Here is a 15,848-nt window from a genome sequence, read left to right as displayed (position 1 = left end):
CCAGCGGTGGGGAGGATACAGGTAGAACTCCTAATCTTTGGCGCACAAACTTATTAACTTTCTAACTCTCTAACTTTTCTGATGAAGTTCATTACAAAGTTTTTCTGGCTCTTTGTGGGCGTGCTGTTCATCTTTTCGGGCCTTATCAAGATAAACGACCCGGTGGGCACAGCCATTAAACTAGAGGAGTATTTTGAGGTATTCTCCACAGACATCGCTCCTTTTTTCAAGAGCTTTGAGCCATACTCACTGTTCCTATCCATTTTCCTGAGCGCCGCAGAGATTGTGCTGGGTGTAGCTTTGCTGGTGCGTTTCCGGCTGAAGCTTATACTATGGCTGCTGCTGCTGATTATCGTGTTTTTCACCTTCCTGACGTTTTACTCGGCATACTTTAACAAAGTAACGGATTGCGGGTGCTTCGGCGACGCCATTGTACTCACGCCTTGGCAATCGTTTACAAAAGATATCGTGTTGTTGCTGATGATTCTAGTGTTGCTGTTTACGCAGCGCTACCTGCCACCTTTTGTGCGTGCATCATCAGGCACCATTATTACAATTATCACAGCGGCGCTATCAGTGGTTATAGGGTGGTATGCGTATGAGCACTTGCCTTACATCGATTTCAGGTCTTACAAAGTCGGTAACAACATCCCAGAACTGATGAAGCCTTCGGCGCCGTTGCGTTACAAGTATGTGATGACCAAGGATGGCCAGGAAGAAGAGTTTGAAGAGTACCCAACCGACACGACTTATACTTTTAAGGAGATGCTGGCTGTTAACCCCGAGGATGGGCCAAAGATCACGGACTTTAACGTTTGGAACGATGAGGCCGACTTTACACAGGAAGTACTAAGTGGCAACAAACTGCTGATACTAGTGCAAAGCGTGGCAAAGGCCGAGCAGAAGAACTTCGAAAGTATAAACGCACTAGTTAAAGCAGCCGAGAAAGCTGGTATTACCCCAATGGTGATAACCAGCAGCAGCGCTCAGGATTTTGAGGTTTTCCGCCACGAGGTAAACCTGGCTGTGCCGTTTTACTTTGGCGATGGCACCGTGCTTAAAACCATTATTCGTTCCAACCCGGGGCTTGTGCTACTCCAGAACGGCACGGTAAAAGGCAAGTGGCACCACAACGACACCCCAGACATAGAAGAGGTGCAGGAACTGCTGGCGGAGGGTGAGTAACAAGTTGGGTGTCCTGTTGCTGATATTATTTCTTTGGTCATGTACAGATGAATCTATAACAGAAGATTTTAGTCAGATACAGACCTTGCAAATAGATTCAACAAGATATGATGAGATTAAAACCAAGTATGGATACTTTGATGTTAGAAAAGCGCCTGATTATTTAGGTGGCCTTAAACCAACTCATAGTTTTGCTTATACTTTTGCTCTATGCGATAAAAGTGAGTATTGCCATGACTCAAAGTGGGCAAACAAAGGAATGATGTGTGGTTGCAAAAACATAGTAATTGAAGATTCAGTAGAATTTAAATTTATCTCCAGTAGGTCACAGTTTAAGGAGATTTTTGCACCGGTTGAGACAAGAGAGGAAGCGTTAAGCTATGCTATTGTAATGTCTGGCTATTATCCAGTCTTTAATAAAAGCTATTTTAAAGATGGATACAGGTACTTTAATAGTAAGCCAAGAACAACAGTAGTGCAAGAAGTAGATGGTTACTATTTGGTGCAATTATTTGACTATAAAGCTTTCGGCTGTGGGGAGCACCCGTATTATACAGTTGTAGTGCGAGTTGATAAATCAGGAGAAGTTTCGGAGCACAGAAGGCAAAAGTCTTTTGCAGACCCAGAAGAAGATGGATTATGCCGAGATTAAGCGAACGAATTTTAATATTAAATAATCAATAGCTACAACTCCTAATGCGAATCTTCTTAATAGGTATGATGGGCAGCGGGAAAACCACCCTGGGCCGGCAGTTGGCGCAGCGCCTTGGCTATACCTTCGTGGACCTAGATGAGTACATTGTGCGGCAGCAGGGGCAAAGTATAGCAGAGTTATTTGCAGTGCAGGGTCAGGAACATTTCCGGAGCCTGGAGCGGCAGGCCCTGCAGCAAATTGCGGCGCAGCACCAGCAGGCTGTTGTGGCAACCGGCGGAGGCGCGCCCTGCTTCTTCGATAACATAGATTTTATGAACCGCCAGGGGCAAACATTTTTCCTGGATGTGCCCGCCAACCAACTGGCCAGTAGGCTGCTAAGGCGCGGACAGCAAGAGCGCCCGCTGCTGGCAGGCAAAACCGCCGACGAATTAATTTCATACCTTACCGAAACATTCGCTCACCGCAAGCAGTTCTATACCCGCGCAAAGCATACGCTAAAGGGCCCCGCCATAAAAGTTAGTGACTTTTTGCGGGTGCTTAACCTATAACCTCTGCTGCCGTTATAGTAGAACAAGCCACGTCTTTTACGTCTTGATTTGAAAATTTAAGTAGCTTTGCAGCGTTAAATAATACATCAAAATCAATTATGAAACCTAATCATAAAGGAAGCGCACAGCTCTTTAAAAACCCTGTTCTGGAGAAAATGACCAGAACGCACATAGCTGTACCTATTTCAATTTTCCTGACGATAGCTGTCGGGTTGGTGTACTATGGAATTACGCATAGCTTTATCAGTATATTCGAGGCCATCGGGTTCTTTTTCATGGGGTGGTTTATTTTTACCCTGATAGAGTACCTGGCGCACCGCTATGTGTTCCATATGGATACCAACACACCACTAAAGGCGCGTTTGCAGTACCTTTTCCACGGCAACCATCACGATTTCCCTAAAGATAAGAAGCGCCTGGCCATGCCACCGGTTGTAAGTATACTTTACGCCTCGGCTTTCTTCTTTATATTTAAAGTGATCTTCGGCACGTTTGTGTTTGGTGTAGTGGCCGGTGTGCTGTTTGGTTATGCCATGTACCTGCTGGTGCATTATATTGTACATGCCTACCCACCGCCCAAGAATTTTTTAAAGCAACTCTGGATCAACCACAGTATCCATCACTACAAGGATCACGATAAAGCATTTGGCGTATCTTCTCCCCTCTGGGACTATATTTTAGGTACAATGCCTAAGCGTAACAGATAAATTTTACAAAAACTAATTTTTTTAAGGGCTCTAGTAGCCCTTTTTTTTATGCGTTTTGTACAAAAACATACAACCCTTAAACCGGGGTTTTGGCTATATAGCTGTAAAACAAGCGTAAATAGTGATATTTTGTAGAGTAAGCGTTTAATTTTTCTGTGATATTTATAATTTCTATATATTGATTTATATATTTTTATGGTTTACATTTGAAGTGTATATAAAACATTAGATATATTTTGTAACATATATCTCTATAGTTAAGTATATGCTTGTGAATATATTAAATGGAATATTTAAGGTATTAAATCATAAGATTATAGGATATACTTCTACAAAGAAATGACACGTTATACAACTATCTCGAAATTCTCGTCATACTTCCTGCTCTTGCCACTCCTTGTGCTTGGCGCTGCTTCAGCATTTGGGCAGGTTGGTATAGAATACAACAGCACCACAAAGGCATTTAACGCCTATAGCCAAGCATTCAACTCTGGGCTCGCCACGGTGAACGGAAGATACACTGTTTGGGCGAATGGAGGGGCGGGCTCTCAACCGGGCTGGTACCTGGGTATCGAAAACCAGGATATAAAGCAAGTATATGTAGTTGGTAGCGATGGTGTTTATTCAACACCATATACTACCGGTTTCAGCTATGGAGAAAATGGTAATGCAGATCGGGCGATTGGTTACAAGGGTAAAGCTGGAGAGCAGAACGTGCTCTACGCTGCCCTGCGTATGAAGAACAACTCAGGTAAGGTTATTAAGAACTTCGACATTAACTTTGCTATAGAACAATGGTATTATGGTGGTGAGGTAACGGGTATAGACTTGGAGTATGCTATTGGCCCTAACGTAATATCAGCTACAACTACTCAGGTTACCTGGTATCCGCTAACACAGGTTGAGTCACCTGTGAAGGGTGGTGCAGTTGGATCACGAAAAGGAAACGAATCTGGCAACAGAGTAGCTAAAGCCCATACCCTTGAAAACATTAACCTGCCAGCAAATCAAGAAATTGTTTTCCGTTGGGTGCTAAAGCTTACGAAAGATAACACAGGCTTCAACGGCTTGGCGCTTGATGATGTAACCATCACCCCTAAAGGTGTTGGAAGCGACAGTGATGTGCCTGTACAGAAAGCGGTAGTATACTACAACAAGGCTGATAAGAAGCTGGATGATACAAAATCTTGGGGTACTGAGCCTGATGGTAGTGGTACCAACCCTCGAAACTTCACGGATCCTTACCAAACTTTCGTGATTAAGAACTTCGAGGAAAAAGATGAAGGCAAGAAAAAGAAATACAGAGAGGATGATTTTACGCTTTCTTTAAAGTCGAAAGAAGGTTGGACAGTATCTGGCGAGAGATCCAAAGTGGTTTTAGGAGACGGAACAAAGCCAGTAAAAGTAGTTCTGCACAAAGATAAGTTTTACTACGGGCCACTAGACCTTGCTGCAGGATCTACCCTGGTTATCAATACTGATAAAAACACAGCATCTAAACTGCCTGTTTTCGGAAAACTGGACCCAACTAGCACAGTGGTTTATTCAGACAGCACAAACCTGGATATACCGAATGTAGCTTATGGAAACCTGGTAGTATTAGGCAATGAGTACAGCAAGAAGAACATTGTGGCGCAGAGCCTGGCTGAGTCACTTACTATTACCGGTAAGTTGGAGCTAAATGGCAAGAAGCTGAAGCTTTCTAAAAACTCACTCACTATTTCGAGAGGCGGCGTTCTGGATAATGCAGGGGAAGATAGCTATGTAATTGCCGAAGACGGAGGTACGCTCAACAGAACAGTTGCTGCAGATGCCGGGGAGGTATTGTTTCCGGTAGGCACAAGCGAATCATATGCTCCTGTAAAAATTAAAAGCGACGGCCGGGCTCTAAACTACAAAGTTTCTGTGAAGCAAGGCGTGATAAACACTGGTATCCTAAACGGTTTAACGGAGGAAGCAATATCTGGTAAAACGTGGGTTATTGAGAAGCAGGTCTTGGCGAGCGGTACTCCTGCTTCCACAGTAGTGCTGGAGTGGGCGCCTGAGAGTATTGATGGAGAGCCTTTTGATCTTAATAAGGTGTTTGTTGGACGCCTGAACAGCAGAACAGGTAAGTGGGAGTTGAGAAAGCCGGTAAGTATTGTGAAGAACGAAACCTCTGGCCTGTATGAGCTTAGCTTTACAGATGACTTCGGAGCTGCCAATACAACTGACGGTAACAGCCTCAGGACTGCAACCCGTAGCACCAATAGCGTATTTAGCACTAGCTATACTACCAATGCAACAGCGGCAGAGAGTGACAGTTACGAAAGAAATGAAGTGGCTGTATTTGCGTCACCGGCTCCGCTTCCTGTAGAACTTGTTAGCTTTTCGGCAGCGCGTAACGCAAACAAAGTGGAGCTAAAATGGAAAACCGCCACTGAAACTGAGAATGAGTATTTTGAAGTGCAGTACAGTGCTGACGGCTTTAATTTTAAGGTAGCCGGTCGTGTGGAAGGTGCTGGCAACAGCAGCGTAACCCGAAACTACACGTTCCTGCATGTAGCCCCTACTAATGACGAGCTATACTACCGCCTTGCCCAAACTGACACCGACGGAACAATCAATTACTCTAAAATAGTTAAAGTGGCAGGACGGAATTATACATTTGCGCAGCTTAATGTATACCCTAACCCAACCACAAGCTCGCTAAGCTTTACTGAAAGAGTAGAAGAGGCTGTTGTGAGAAACCTGCAAGGGCAGGAGCTAAAGCGCTTCGAGAATGTGCATGAGCTAAGCCTGACCGAATTCTCTGCTGGCGTGTACCTGGTACAGGCCAAGACACAGGAAGGTGTGCAGCAATTCAGGGTAGTGAAAAAGTAATGAATTAACACTAAGCATAAAACAAGAAAGGCGCTCTGTGAGGAGCGCCTTTCTTGTTTTATGCTTAGTGTTTCTATCTTCTCAGCTTTCTAAAAAGCCATACTAGCAGAAACACGATTAGTATGATAATGATCAGCATGGTCCACATGCCGGCTTCAAAAATATCACCTACTAGTTCGCAGCTGCTCAAGGTAAAGGTGAGCAGCACCAATAGTGTCATCAAGTATACTCTTATATTTTTCATAGTTTTATAGCATTAGTTTTTGCCGCAGGCTACCAGCAAGTATGGCAACAGTATAGCCAGGGCTAAATATGATAATATTGCCATGTTAGTGTTACTGTGTAGGCTGGCAAAAGGTTAGCAAAAGCGGCAGAATACTGCCTTTGATGCGCTTTATACTCTATGCCCTACCGCCGAGTGCTATATTTCTTCTCTGCCGCCATCGCTAAAAACCCTGTAATAAGTATTGTGCTCGATTAGCAAGCCCTCTGATTTTTGGTTTGGCCAGTTCTTGTGGTAGTCCTTCGGGTGCTTCACGTCTATGCCTATTACCTTACCGTTGAAGTGCCTTTTTACTTTTGACTGAAGCGTATGGCCCACTACAATGGCTTTAGCCTTAAACATAGCCAGTGGCTTGTCTACATCGTCTTGAGATAGGTCATCTTTAAAGTAGCCGCGGTACCAGCAGATGCCTGTTTTTGAGGAAAGCAGTAGTTCTGTTTTCTGGTTGCCTGGCTTTGGGTATGGAGCAGTATAGTAAGTGGCCCGTAAGAAGCTGTTAATTTCCTCTAAAGACATGCCGAGACTGGCAACATCTGGGTGCAGGCCGCCATGCGCAAACAAGTTGCCGTTGATGGATTCTATTACATTTTTAGTGGAAAGCCATCTGCCCAGCACCGAACCGAAGTCGTAGAGGTTTGCCTGCGTTTTTCCCAACATCGATGCTACATAAGTATACTTGAGCGATGCGGCCTGATAATCGCCGTACATGTTCTTTAGCTCATGGTTGCCCACGATAAAGTGAACCGAGCCACCTTGCGGTTTCGCTGCCTGCTCAAGCTTATAAATAAACCACAGCACTTGGGTGGTAGAAAAGCCTCTGTCTACAAAATCGCCGAGCAGCACCAGATGGCCTTTGCCAAACGTCCAGTTCAGGTTATGGTCAACCACCTTGCTGTTAATCAGGAAATCCCGAAACGTCTTATAGCCACTCTCAACATCCGAAATAGCCAGTATCTTGTTGCCGTCATTATAGATAGCGGGAGGGGAAGTGAATCCGGGTTTAATGGTGAAATCAAACCTGGTGGAGTCTAACGGGAAGAAGCAAGCGGCTGCAATAGAGTCTGTGCGGGGTAATCTTTCTGATCAATGTAAAAGCCATCATCCTTGTTGCCTCTAACATACTTCACCGTCAGGGTGCTGTCGTTTTTATAGAAAGCATATGGGCCTTCCCTGTCCAGGTTCAGGCGCTCAGGATTGTCTCCGTAGCTCAAGCTGGCGCCGTGGTACAAGCCAAAAGGTATAGCGATGGCTGCAAGTACAAGTATGGTAAGCGACAGATGTTTCAAGTAGTGCAGTATCCTCTTTTTCATGTGTGTGGGTTTTTAAATGGACATTCTTTGTATCTGAAGGCAAATGTCCGTTAAAGCTGATGCACAAATAAGTTTATGTGATAAGGCTTCCGCCGCGCGTGATACAAACCCTGAAATCTCCCTCGAAACGATTTCACCAGCCACGGGCAGGTGTTTGTATCCTGCATGGGCCGGTTTGTCACTTTTTGTTCGCGTTTCCCTTTAATCTGGCTATTTTTCAGGATGATTACACATTTAAAGAGAACCAACTGGCTGTGGGTTAAAGTCATCGTCCTTACCACGGTCGCCATTCCGCTGGGCATCACCGCTTACGAGCTGATCATACTTGGCAAAGAGTCTGTGATGTTTCTAGGAGGCTACCCAGCCGCGTGGGGCATAACCGTAATGTTATACTATGCGCTATTGCTGGTGGCAGGCGTTATCTGGCTTATCGTGCAGCTAAAGGCGCTCGTAAGCCTAAAAAACGAGAAAATGAAGAATGAACTGCTGCACCTGCAAAGCCAGGTAAACCCGCACTTCTTCTTTAACATGCTCAATAACCTGTATGGCTTGGTCGGGAAAGACACGGATAGGGCGCAGGCGCTAATCCTGAAGCTCTCTGATTTAATGCGCTACAGCATTTACGAAGGCGAGAAGCCCTTTGTCACCATAAAAGAGGAGGTTGGCTATTTGCAAAACTATATTGCATTGCATAAAATGCGGTATCATAAAACCATTGACATCCGGTTTAACACTGATATTGCCGATGAGAAAGCACAGATACGGCCACTGCTTTTTATTATCCTGCTGGAGAACGCCTTTAAGCATGGCGTGGAGAAACTTCGAAACGACGCCTTTTTGCACATCAATATAAAAGCCAATGCAGAGGCTGTGACATTTGAGATTGAAAATAACTTCGATGCAAGCGAACTCTCCGAAAAACCAGGCATAGGCCTGAAGAACCTGAAGCGCAGGCTGGAGCTGGCTTACCCTAAAAAGTATAAACTGGTGCTAACCAACGATAATTCTGTTTTCAGGGCGCATTTACAGTTAAAAAATGGTTAGATACCTTATCATAGACGACGAAAGCATCGCTCACGAGATCATCGAGAGCTATTGCGACAAGCTTGCCGGCATGCAACTTATGAAGCATTGCTACGATGCCTTCGAGGCCCTGGAATACCTGCGGCAAAACCCCGTAGACCTGATTTTCCTGGACTTGAACATGCCTAAACTAAAGGGCTTCGATTTTCTGCGAACCCTGCCCCAGCCGCCCAAGGTTATCGTAACCACAGCCTACCAGGAGTATGCGCTGGAAGGGTATGAGCTGGAGGTTTCGGATTACCTGCTTAAGCCATTCAGTTTTGAGCGCTTCCTGAAGGCTGTTAACAAAGCAACCCAGGTTAAAGAAAATGCCTCAGCAAGTATGCCGCCTGCAAGCCAAACAAAGAAGGAGTTCGCATTTTTTTACAGCGACAAGCGGCATGTGCAGGTAAGGCTGGATGCCATACTTTATGTAGAGGCGGCAGGGAATTATGCTAAGGTAATTATGAGCGACGGACACCTCCTGGTAAGGGAGAAAATCTCTGATATGTTGCGCGAGCTGCCTTCAGAGCACTTTTTGCAGGTGCACAAATCATTCCTCGTCGCCAAAGACCACATCAGCAGCATAGAAGGCAACAGGATTTTTATCGGTGAAAGCGCCATCCCGATAGGAAGCCTTTACAAAGCACATGTAATGGAGCAGTTGCAACTTAAAAGGTAGGCGGCTTAGTATTTGGAAGCTCTGCTAAAACAATATGTATGATTATAGCAGAATCGAAAGTATATAAGGGCTGGCTGCTTCGCGAGGTTTTATACTTTCGAGTTGGCAGGGTATAAAAACAAAAAAGCCACTCATTACTGAGTGGCTTTTGCTCCCCCTCCTGGGCTCGAACCAGGGACCCCCTGATTAACAGTCAGGTGCTCTAACCGACTGAGCTAAGGAGGAATTTTCGACGTTATCAGTGGCGTTATTACCGCCGTTTGATGATGCAATATTACGGCAGTTTAGTTTCTCACGCAAGTACTATGATAAAAAAACTTTCAAGAAAATTGTAATTTGCTGTAAATCAAAAAGAAAAATTTAGTTTGAAATGTAAAGCGTTGAGGCTACCAAAGAAGTTCTGTACTGCCTTAAGCCTATAACCGCTGGTCCGCCCGTTACCTGGCCCTTCAGGTTAAACTGAGAACCGCAGCAAGGGTCCACGATGAAAAGCCGGGACTGGTCTACTTCTAGTTTGCAGGTATTGGTAGGGTCGTAAGAGCAGCTACGCTCAAAAGCCAGGTAGCTCCCGGCGTTCTGCCGCACCACAATAATGCCTTTATACCCTTCGGGCAGATACGCAAAGCCTCCATCCTGGCGCAGGTCGGGGTACAGCTGGCTGTTTACGTTAAGCTGTGTGTTTACGGGCACGTTGGGTATGCCGGGGCTGCTGCCGTTATCCTGGCAGGAGCTGGCAAGTATGGCCAGCAAAGGCAAAAGTATGGGCCAGCGCCTATTTGCCATAAGTATAAAAGCCTTTGCCTGTTTTGCGGCCGTGGTGCCCGGCATCAACTTTCTGTTGCTGTATGCGGCTCGGCCTGAATTTAGCGTCATAATGGAAAGCCTCGAACATGGAGGTGGTTACAGAATAATTGGTATCAACACCGATCAGATCCATGAGTTCAAAAGGGCCCATTTTAAAGCCGCTGGCCTGCATCAGCTTGTCTATTGTTTCTACATCGGCAACGCCTTCTTCCAGCAGCTTCAGGCCCTCCACGTAAAAATGGCGCGCCACACGGTTCACGATAAAGCCCGGCGAGTCTTTGGCCATAACAGCGGTTTTGCCAAGCTTTTCGGCTAACTGTTTTATAGTTTCAGCGGTTTCAAGAGACGTAGCAGCACCAGAGATTACTTCGACCAACTTCATGATGTGGGCCGGGTTAAAAAAGTGCATACCCACCACGCGCTCAGGGTTAGGCACGGCAGCGGCAATCTGGGTAATCGGGATAGAGGACGTGTTAGAGGCAAGTATAGTATCAGGTGTGTTGATATTGGCCAATTCCTGAAAGATGCTTTGCTTCACTTCCAGCCGCTCCACCACTGCCTCAATAATTACATCGCAGCTTAGTTGGAGGGTATCGCCGGTATAGTTTAGGTTAGCCAGCGCTGCTTTTTTATCAGCTTCGGTCAGCTTGCCGCGCTCTATGCCTTTGTCCAGGTTCTTCACCGTAGTCTGCTCGGCTTTCTCTAGCACCTGCGCGTTAATATCGAACAGGATGGTTTTATAACCTGCCTGCGCACAGATCTGGGCAATGCCCTGGCCCATGGTCCCGGCCCCAACTATACCTATGGTTTTGATATCCTCCAGCTTCATATTATAAACTGTTAAATGTTGGATGGTTAAATTGTTGTTTTGTCTTTTTTAGTAGATGAAAGCCTTTGCTCTTTGTTGAGCTTAACCTCCCTTCAGCCAAGATCATTCACAGGATGACAGAAAGGATAGGGTATTTAAGTATACTATTGGCGAAGCTAACAATAAAACAATTTAACCATCAACAATTAAATTACCCCTTCAAACTGGCGCAGGAAGCGCACGTCGTTTTCGGTGAAGAGGCGCAGGTCTTTTATCTGGTACTTGAGCATGGTGATGCGCTCGATGCCCATACCAAAGGCAAAGCCAGAGTATACTTCCGGGTCGATGCCGGAGCTTTGCAGCACGGCAGGGTCTACCATGCCGGAGCCACCAATCTCTACCCAGCCAGAGCCTTTGCAAATGTTGCAGCCCTCGCCTTTGCAGATAAAGCAGGTAATATCGATCTCGGCGCTAGGCTCTGTGAAAGGGAAGAACGACGGGCGAAAACGGATTTGCGTGTCCTGCCCAAACATCTCTTTGGCGAAGTAATACAGAGTTTCTTTCAGGTCTTTAAAGCTAACGCCTTTGTTTACGTAAAGCCCTTCTACCTGGTGGAATACCATGTGCGCGCGCGCCGAGATAGCCTCGTTGCGATACACGCGGCCCGGCATAATGCTGCGCAGCGGCGGTTGGTTGTTCTCCATCAGGCGTACCTGCACCGTGGACGTATGGGTGCGCAGCAGTTGCTCCTTGTCTTCGCTCAGGAAGAAGGTATCCTGCATCTCGCGGGCCGGGTGGTTCTCGGGGAAGTTCAGGGCAGAGAAGTTATGCCAGTCGTCTTCCATCTCCGGGCCTTCGGACACGTTAAAACCGATGCGTTCAAAAATGCGCACAATCTCCTGGCGCACCAGCGAGAGCGGGTGGCGCGTGCCCAACGTGTTCGGGATGGTTGGCAACGTAAAGTCGAAGCCTGTATCGCCGGCATTGTCTGCTGCGCTGGCAAGCTGCTCCTGTGCCTGGTCAAAGCGCTCCTGAGCACGGTTCTTCAGCGTGTTCAGTTGCTGGCCCACCTCGCGGCGCTGCTCCGGTGCTACTTCTTTCAGGTTGTTGAAAAGGTCTGCAATGCGGCCCTTGCGGCCTATATACGCAATTCGGAATTGCTCCAGTTCGGCAGCGTTGCTTAGCGCAGCCGACTCTATCTCTTGTGCTACTTGTTGTATGTTCTCCACCATAATATGCAAAGATAAATAATTTGCGCGTTCCGGCTCTATTTAGGTAATACTGAGTTGATACGCAAGTTAGCAGGAGGAAGTATACTTTGTAATTGCCTGGGTCATGGTTTACAGGATAGTTAGATACGCAGGGTTTTTCTGTACAGCACTGGATCCAATGTGTCTTCAAAAGTATAGACTGTTACGTTTAGTAGATAGTATACTTTTGGGGTGAGATTGCTTACTTGTACCTGGCTAAATCTTGGGCCTTTGTCCCAGTTGAGTTGAAAACTCAATGTCAATTAAAGCCACAGGTTGAAAACTTGCGGTAGGGTAAGAATTATCAAGTATGAATCAATCCTCACCCACACAGTTTCATAATGGCGGGCAACGCAGGACAGGTCGCGCCCTGTCCCTACAAGGCGGTTCCAGTCACATTAACGGTAGCTACTGAAATGATCCCAGTCCTTGGATTGAGCGCCTTGTAGATTTCCGGTGACGAACGTAGTGAGGCAGCCCGAGGCACGAGGGCAGGAAATGTACACCGCGCGATGTCTAAGGACGAGGCCTCCCGGCCTAGAGGGCACCAAAGCCAAAGATGATGAAACAATAAGCAAGCAAGGCTGAGGAAGAACAGGACCCAGAAAGTATAACTTGGTTCAAATCAAGGGAAGCTGCAATTAAAGTATAAGTTACAGATACCAAGTTCCTACAAACCATCGGTAAATTGCACAACCACTATATACTTCGTAGTTTACCGACGCAAACCCGCAGCTTACCGACTTCTCTGCCGCATCGGCCTATTGCCTATAGACGCGCAGGCCCGGTTACAGTACCTTTATAATATAATCTTAAAGGAAAAGAACTATGGAAGACAGAAATCAAACCCCGGACAACAATTACCGCGACAACTGGCCTGCTCCCCGCGGTGGCTCAAGCGGAAAAGTAATGGCTGGCCTGCTGCTGATAGCAGTTGGCTTAGTTGTGCTTGCTACTAAACTAAACCTCTTCTTCCTGCCACACTGGGTATTCTCGTGGCAGATGTTTTTGATCGTGCTGGGCCTGTTTATTGGTTTTAAGCACAACTTCCGGAAGTCTAGCTGGCTGGTGCTGGTGCTGATAGGCGGCGTTTTCCTCGTTAACGATATGTTTACCGGGTTTAACATGCGCTTCTACTTCTGGCCTGTGCTGCTCATCGCTATCGGTTTATGGGTGATGCTGAAACCGCGCCACCGTTTCGACTCCTTCGGCAGAAGGCACGGCGGGAGCTCAGGGCCACAACCCACAGGCTACCACAACGGGCCCGACGATGCCGATAGCGCATCCGATACAACCTACTCAACCGAAGAAGTGGTAGAGGCTACAGCCATTCTTGGCGGCGTGAAGAAAAACATCATCTCTAAAAATTTCAGGGGAGGCGAGATTGTAAGCGTGTTTGGCGGAAGCGAGCTTAACCTGAGCCAGGCCGACCTGCAAAAGCCCGCCGTGCTGGAAACCACCCAGATCTTTGGGGGAACCACCCTGATCGTGCCGCCGCATTGGCATGTAATCTCGGAGGTGGCAGCCATACTTGGCGGCGTGGACGATAAGCGCCCCATCATGCCCGGCAGCAGCTACGACCCTAACAAAGTGCTCATCCTGAAAGGAACCGCACTGTTCGGTGGCCTGAGTATTAAGAGCTATTAAATTGCTGTGGGTTAAATTGTTTGTGAAAACGGGTTATACTTTCCGTGAACAACCAGCAAAGCCTAATCATTTAGCAATCTAACGATCAACAATTCCAAACCATGTCTCCGAGCCGGGTTATTCTGATGTATTTTGTTTGGGCGGTGCTTTGGGCGGCGGTGCAGGCAACATTGCTATGGTCGGCGGGGTTTGGCTGGAGCATCGCTATCTCCGATGGCCTGCTGACCAACCTGCTGCTAACCGCCGGTGGCTACGCCATGGGCACCGGCCTGCGCTATTACCAGCCAAGTATAAAAGAGGCCGCATACTTGCTGGGCTGGAGCCTGGGCTTGGGCGTGCTGAGCACCATGGTGTTTTACTGGATAACCACGCGCGCCTTTCAGGGCGATGAAGTATACCTGGGCTTCGTGGATGCCACGCTGGCGGTGCGCTTCGTGTTTACCTGGCTGATGGTGCTGCTGCTGTTGCTCCTGAGCTGGTTCTGGTTTTATACTTTGGAGCAGCAACAGGAGGAGCAGCGCCGCGCCACCTCAGAAAAACTGGCCCGCGAAGCTGAGCTCCATACCTTACGCCAGCAGCTGCAGCCGCATTTCCTGTTCAACAGCCTCAACTCCATTTCGGCGCTGGTGGTGGCCAGGCCGGAGCAGGCGCGCAACATGATCCAGCAGCTTTCCGATTTCCTGCGCGGCACCCTCCGCAAAGACAACCAACAACAGGTGAGCCTGGCCGACGAGCTGCAGCAACTGGAGCTATACCTCGATATTGAAAAAGTACGGTTCGGGCACCGCCTGCAAACTGCCATTGATGTACAAAACGAAACTATGAACATGCGCCTGCCTGCGCTTTTGCTGCAACCTGTGGTGGAAAACGCTATCAAGTTTGGCCTTTACGATACCATCGGCGACACGGTGATAAGTATAACAGCTACCGCCCAGGACCACCATTTGCTGCTGCAGGTGCAAAACCCTTATGACCCCGCCACCGCTCAGCCCCAACGGGGCACAGGCTTCGGGCTTAGCTCCGTGCAGCGCCGCCTCTACCTGCTCTATGCCCGCCAGGACCTGCTGCAGACCCGCCAGCATGAAAACCAGTTTATCACCAGCATTAAAATTCCGCAGAAAAATGATGAAGTGTTTGATAATAGACGATGAGCCCCTGGCGCGCAGCATTGTGGCCGAGTACCTGCAGCGCTACCCCGAAATAGAAGTGGCAGACGAGTGCGGCAACGGCTTTGAGGGCGTAAAGGCCATTGCGCAGCACCAGCCCGACCTTATCTTCCTGGATGTGCAGATGCCTAAAATAAACGGCTTCGAGATGCTGGAACTGGTAGACCAGGCGCCCGACGTGATATTTACCACTGCCTTTGATGAGTATGCCCTAAAGGCCTTCGAGGCAAATGCCGTGGATTACCTGCTCAAGCCCTTTAGCCAGGCCCGCTTCGATGCCGCCATGAAGAAGTGGCTGGAAAAGCGCAGTGTGCAAACTACCGAAAGCAAAACAGCCGAGCTAAGCGAGGTGCCTGCCAAGCAGCCCGAGGAGCAGCAGCGCATCGTGGTAAAGGTGGCCAACGACATCCGGATCATACCTGTAAAGGATGTTTTATACCTCGAAGCCTACGACGACTATGTGAAAGTGCATACCCCGGACGGCCTCTTCCTGAAGAAGAAAACAATGAGCTATTACGAGCGCGTGCTGGACCCGGCGCAGTTTGTGCGCGTGCACCGTTCCTATATCATTCCGCTTGCCCAGCTCACCCGCATCGAAACCCTGGAGAAAGACTCACACCTGGCCCTGCTGAAAAATGGCGTGCGCGTGCCCCTGAGCCGCAGCGGCTACAGCAGGCTGCGCAGTGTGCTCTCCATTTAAGCAAAAACAGATTGCTACAGATAGCTTTTGGTTATGGCATAATGCCCTTTCAGGCTGTTAAGCTGGCAAAATATATAGTTTATACTATGGATTATATATTCCGAAAAGGTTGTTGCAACAGCTTGTATATAAGCGAGAAGTAAACCTTCTGTCGGTTAAGAGGTTACTTAAAAAACAGC

16 protein-coding genes and 1 tRNA gene are annotated in these 15,848 nt (G+C 47.6%); 10 read left to right on the top strand and 7 right to left on the bottom strand.

Features of this window, described 5'->3' with window-relative positions; translation table 11 throughout:
- Positions 1-81: 81 nt before the first annotated feature.
- From D1627_RS09850 to D1627_RS09830, 5 genes are all read left to right on the top strand, one after another.
- Positions 82-1,185 carry a BT_3928 family protein gene (locus tag D1627_RS09850; protein WP_119432080.1) on the top strand — a complete coding sequence of 368 codons (1,104 nt, stop codon included), beginning with the start codon at positions 82-84 and terminating at the stop codon, positions 1,183-1,185.
- Between the two features lie 85 nt (positions 1,186-1,270).
- A complete protein-coding gene (locus D1627_RS09845) occupies positions 1,271-1,837 on the top strand; it encodes a hypothetical protein (protein WP_119432079.1) in 567 nt (188 codons plus the stop codon).
- Between the two features lie 44 nt (positions 1,838-1,881).
- Positions 1,882-2,388, top strand: a complete 507-nt coding sequence (locus D1627_RS09840; RefSeq protein ID WP_233555580.1) for a shikimate kinase — start codon at positions 1,882-1,884, stop codon at positions 2,386-2,388.
- A gap of 98 nt (positions 2,389-2,486) precedes the next feature.
- Positions 2,487-3,095: a sterol desaturase family protein gene (locus D1627_RS09835; protein ID WP_119432078.1), complete on the top strand. Its 609-nt coding sequence runs from the start codon at positions 2,487-2,489 to the stop codon at positions 3,093-3,095.
- A gap of 339 nt (positions 3,096-3,434) precedes the next feature.
- On the top strand, positions 3,435-5,957 hold the full coding sequence (locus D1627_RS09830) for a T9SS type A sorting domain-containing protein (protein ID WP_119432077.1): 2,523 nt from the start codon (positions 3,435-3,437) through the stop codon (positions 5,955-5,957).
- A 73-nt stretch (positions 5,958-6,030) separates the two neighbouring features.
- Here D1627_RS09830 and D1627_RS18455 read toward each other — a convergent pair whose 3' ends face one another.
- The 3 genes from D1627_RS18455 to D1627_RS18450 all read right to left on the bottom strand — a co-directional run bounded on the left by D1627_RS18455 (position 6,031) and on the right by D1627_RS18450 (position 7,550).
- Positions 6,031-6,201 carry a hypothetical protein gene (locus D1627_RS18455; RefSeq protein ID WP_199688414.1) on the bottom strand — a complete coding sequence of 57 codons (171 nt, stop codon included), beginning with the start codon at positions 6,199-6,201 and terminating at the stop codon, positions 6,031-6,033.
- Between the two features lie 177 nt (positions 6,202-6,378).
- Complete coding sequence (locus D1627_RS09825; protein ID WP_262697032.1) at positions 6,379-7,185, bottom strand: metallophosphoesterase; 807 nt, start codon at positions 7,183-7,185, stop codon at positions 6,379-6,381.
- A gap of 83 nt (positions 7,186-7,268) precedes the next feature.
- The gene (locus D1627_RS18450) at positions 7,269-7,550 is read right to left on the bottom strand and encodes a hypothetical protein (protein ID WP_199688413.1); all 282 of its coding nucleotides are present in this window, start codon (positions 7,548-7,550) and stop codon (positions 7,269-7,271) included.
- Positions 7,551-7,772: 222 nt separating this feature from the next.
- On the opposite strand from D1627_RS18450, the gene D1627_RS09820 reads away from it, so the two are divergent.
- Positions 7,773-8,594, top strand: a complete 822-nt coding sequence (locus D1627_RS09820; protein WP_119432076.1) for a sensor histidine kinase — start codon at positions 7,773-7,775, stop codon at positions 8,592-8,594.
- Positions 8,587-9,294 (top strand): LytR/AlgR family response regulator transcription factor, encoded by a 708-nt coding sequence (locus tag D1627_RS09815; RefSeq protein WP_119432075.1) that lies wholly within the window; start codon positions 8,587-8,589, stop codon positions 9,292-9,294. Before D1627_RS09820 ends, D1627_RS09815 begins: the two co-directional genes overlap by 8 nt.
- A 151-nt stretch (positions 9,295-9,445) precedes the next feature.
- Here the strand turns inward: D1627_RS09815 and D1627_RS09810 are convergent.
- The 4 genes from D1627_RS09810 to pheS form a co-directional block, all read right to left on the bottom strand.
- Positions 9,446-9,519 (bottom strand) — tRNA-Asn (locus tag D1627_RS09810).
- Between the two features lie 135 nt (positions 9,520-9,654).
- A complete protein-coding gene (locus tag D1627_RS09805) occupies positions 9,655-10,077 on the bottom strand; it encodes a Rieske (2Fe-2S) protein (RefSeq protein ID WP_119432074.1) in 423 nt (140 codons plus the stop codon).
- The gene (locus D1627_RS09800) at positions 10,067-10,927 is read right to left on the bottom strand and encodes a 3-hydroxyacyl-CoA dehydrogenase family protein (protein ID WP_119432073.1); all 861 of its coding nucleotides are present in this window, start codon (positions 10,925-10,927) and stop codon (positions 10,067-10,069) included. Before D1627_RS09800 ends, D1627_RS09805 begins: the two co-directional genes overlap by 11 nt.
- A 185-nt stretch (positions 10,928-11,112) precedes the next feature.
- Positions 11,113-12,138, bottom strand: a complete 1,026-nt coding sequence (gene pheS / locus D1627_RS09795) for a phenylalanine--tRNA ligase subunit alpha (protein ID WP_119432072.1) — start codon at positions 12,136-12,138, stop codon at positions 11,113-11,115.
- Positions 12,139-12,984: 846 nt separating this feature from the next.
- On the opposite strand from pheS, the gene D1627_RS09790 reads away from it, so the two are divergent.
- The 3 genes from D1627_RS09790 to D1627_RS09780 all read left to right on the top strand — a co-directional run bounded on the left by D1627_RS09790 (position 12,985) and on the right by D1627_RS09780 (position 15,669).
- A complete protein-coding gene (locus D1627_RS09790) occupies positions 12,985-13,803 on the top strand; it encodes a LiaF transmembrane domain-containing protein (RefSeq protein WP_119432071.1) in 819 nt (272 codons plus the stop codon).
- Positions 13,804-13,904: 101 nt separating this feature from the next.
- Positions 13,905-14,954, top strand: coding sequence for a sensor histidine kinase (locus D1627_RS09785; protein WP_119432070.1), 1,050 nt, complete (start codon positions 13,905-13,907; stop codon positions 14,952-14,954).
- Positions 14,926-15,669 (top strand): LytR/AlgR family response regulator transcription factor, encoded by a 744-nt coding sequence (locus D1627_RS09780; protein WP_119432069.1) that lies wholly within the window; start codon positions 14,926-14,928, stop codon positions 15,667-15,669. The genes D1627_RS09785 and D1627_RS09780 overlap by 29 nt, the downstream gene beginning before the upstream one ends.
- Positions 15,670-15,848: the final 179 nt, after the last annotated feature.

Origin of the sequence: Pontibacter oryzae (genome assembly GCF_003576375.1) — a bacterium.
Classification (GTDB): domain Bacteria; phylum Bacteroidota; class Bacteroidia; order Cytophagales; family Hymenobacteraceae; genus Pontibacter; species Pontibacter oryzae.
This window is presented reverse-complemented; position numbering and strand designations above follow the sequence as displayed.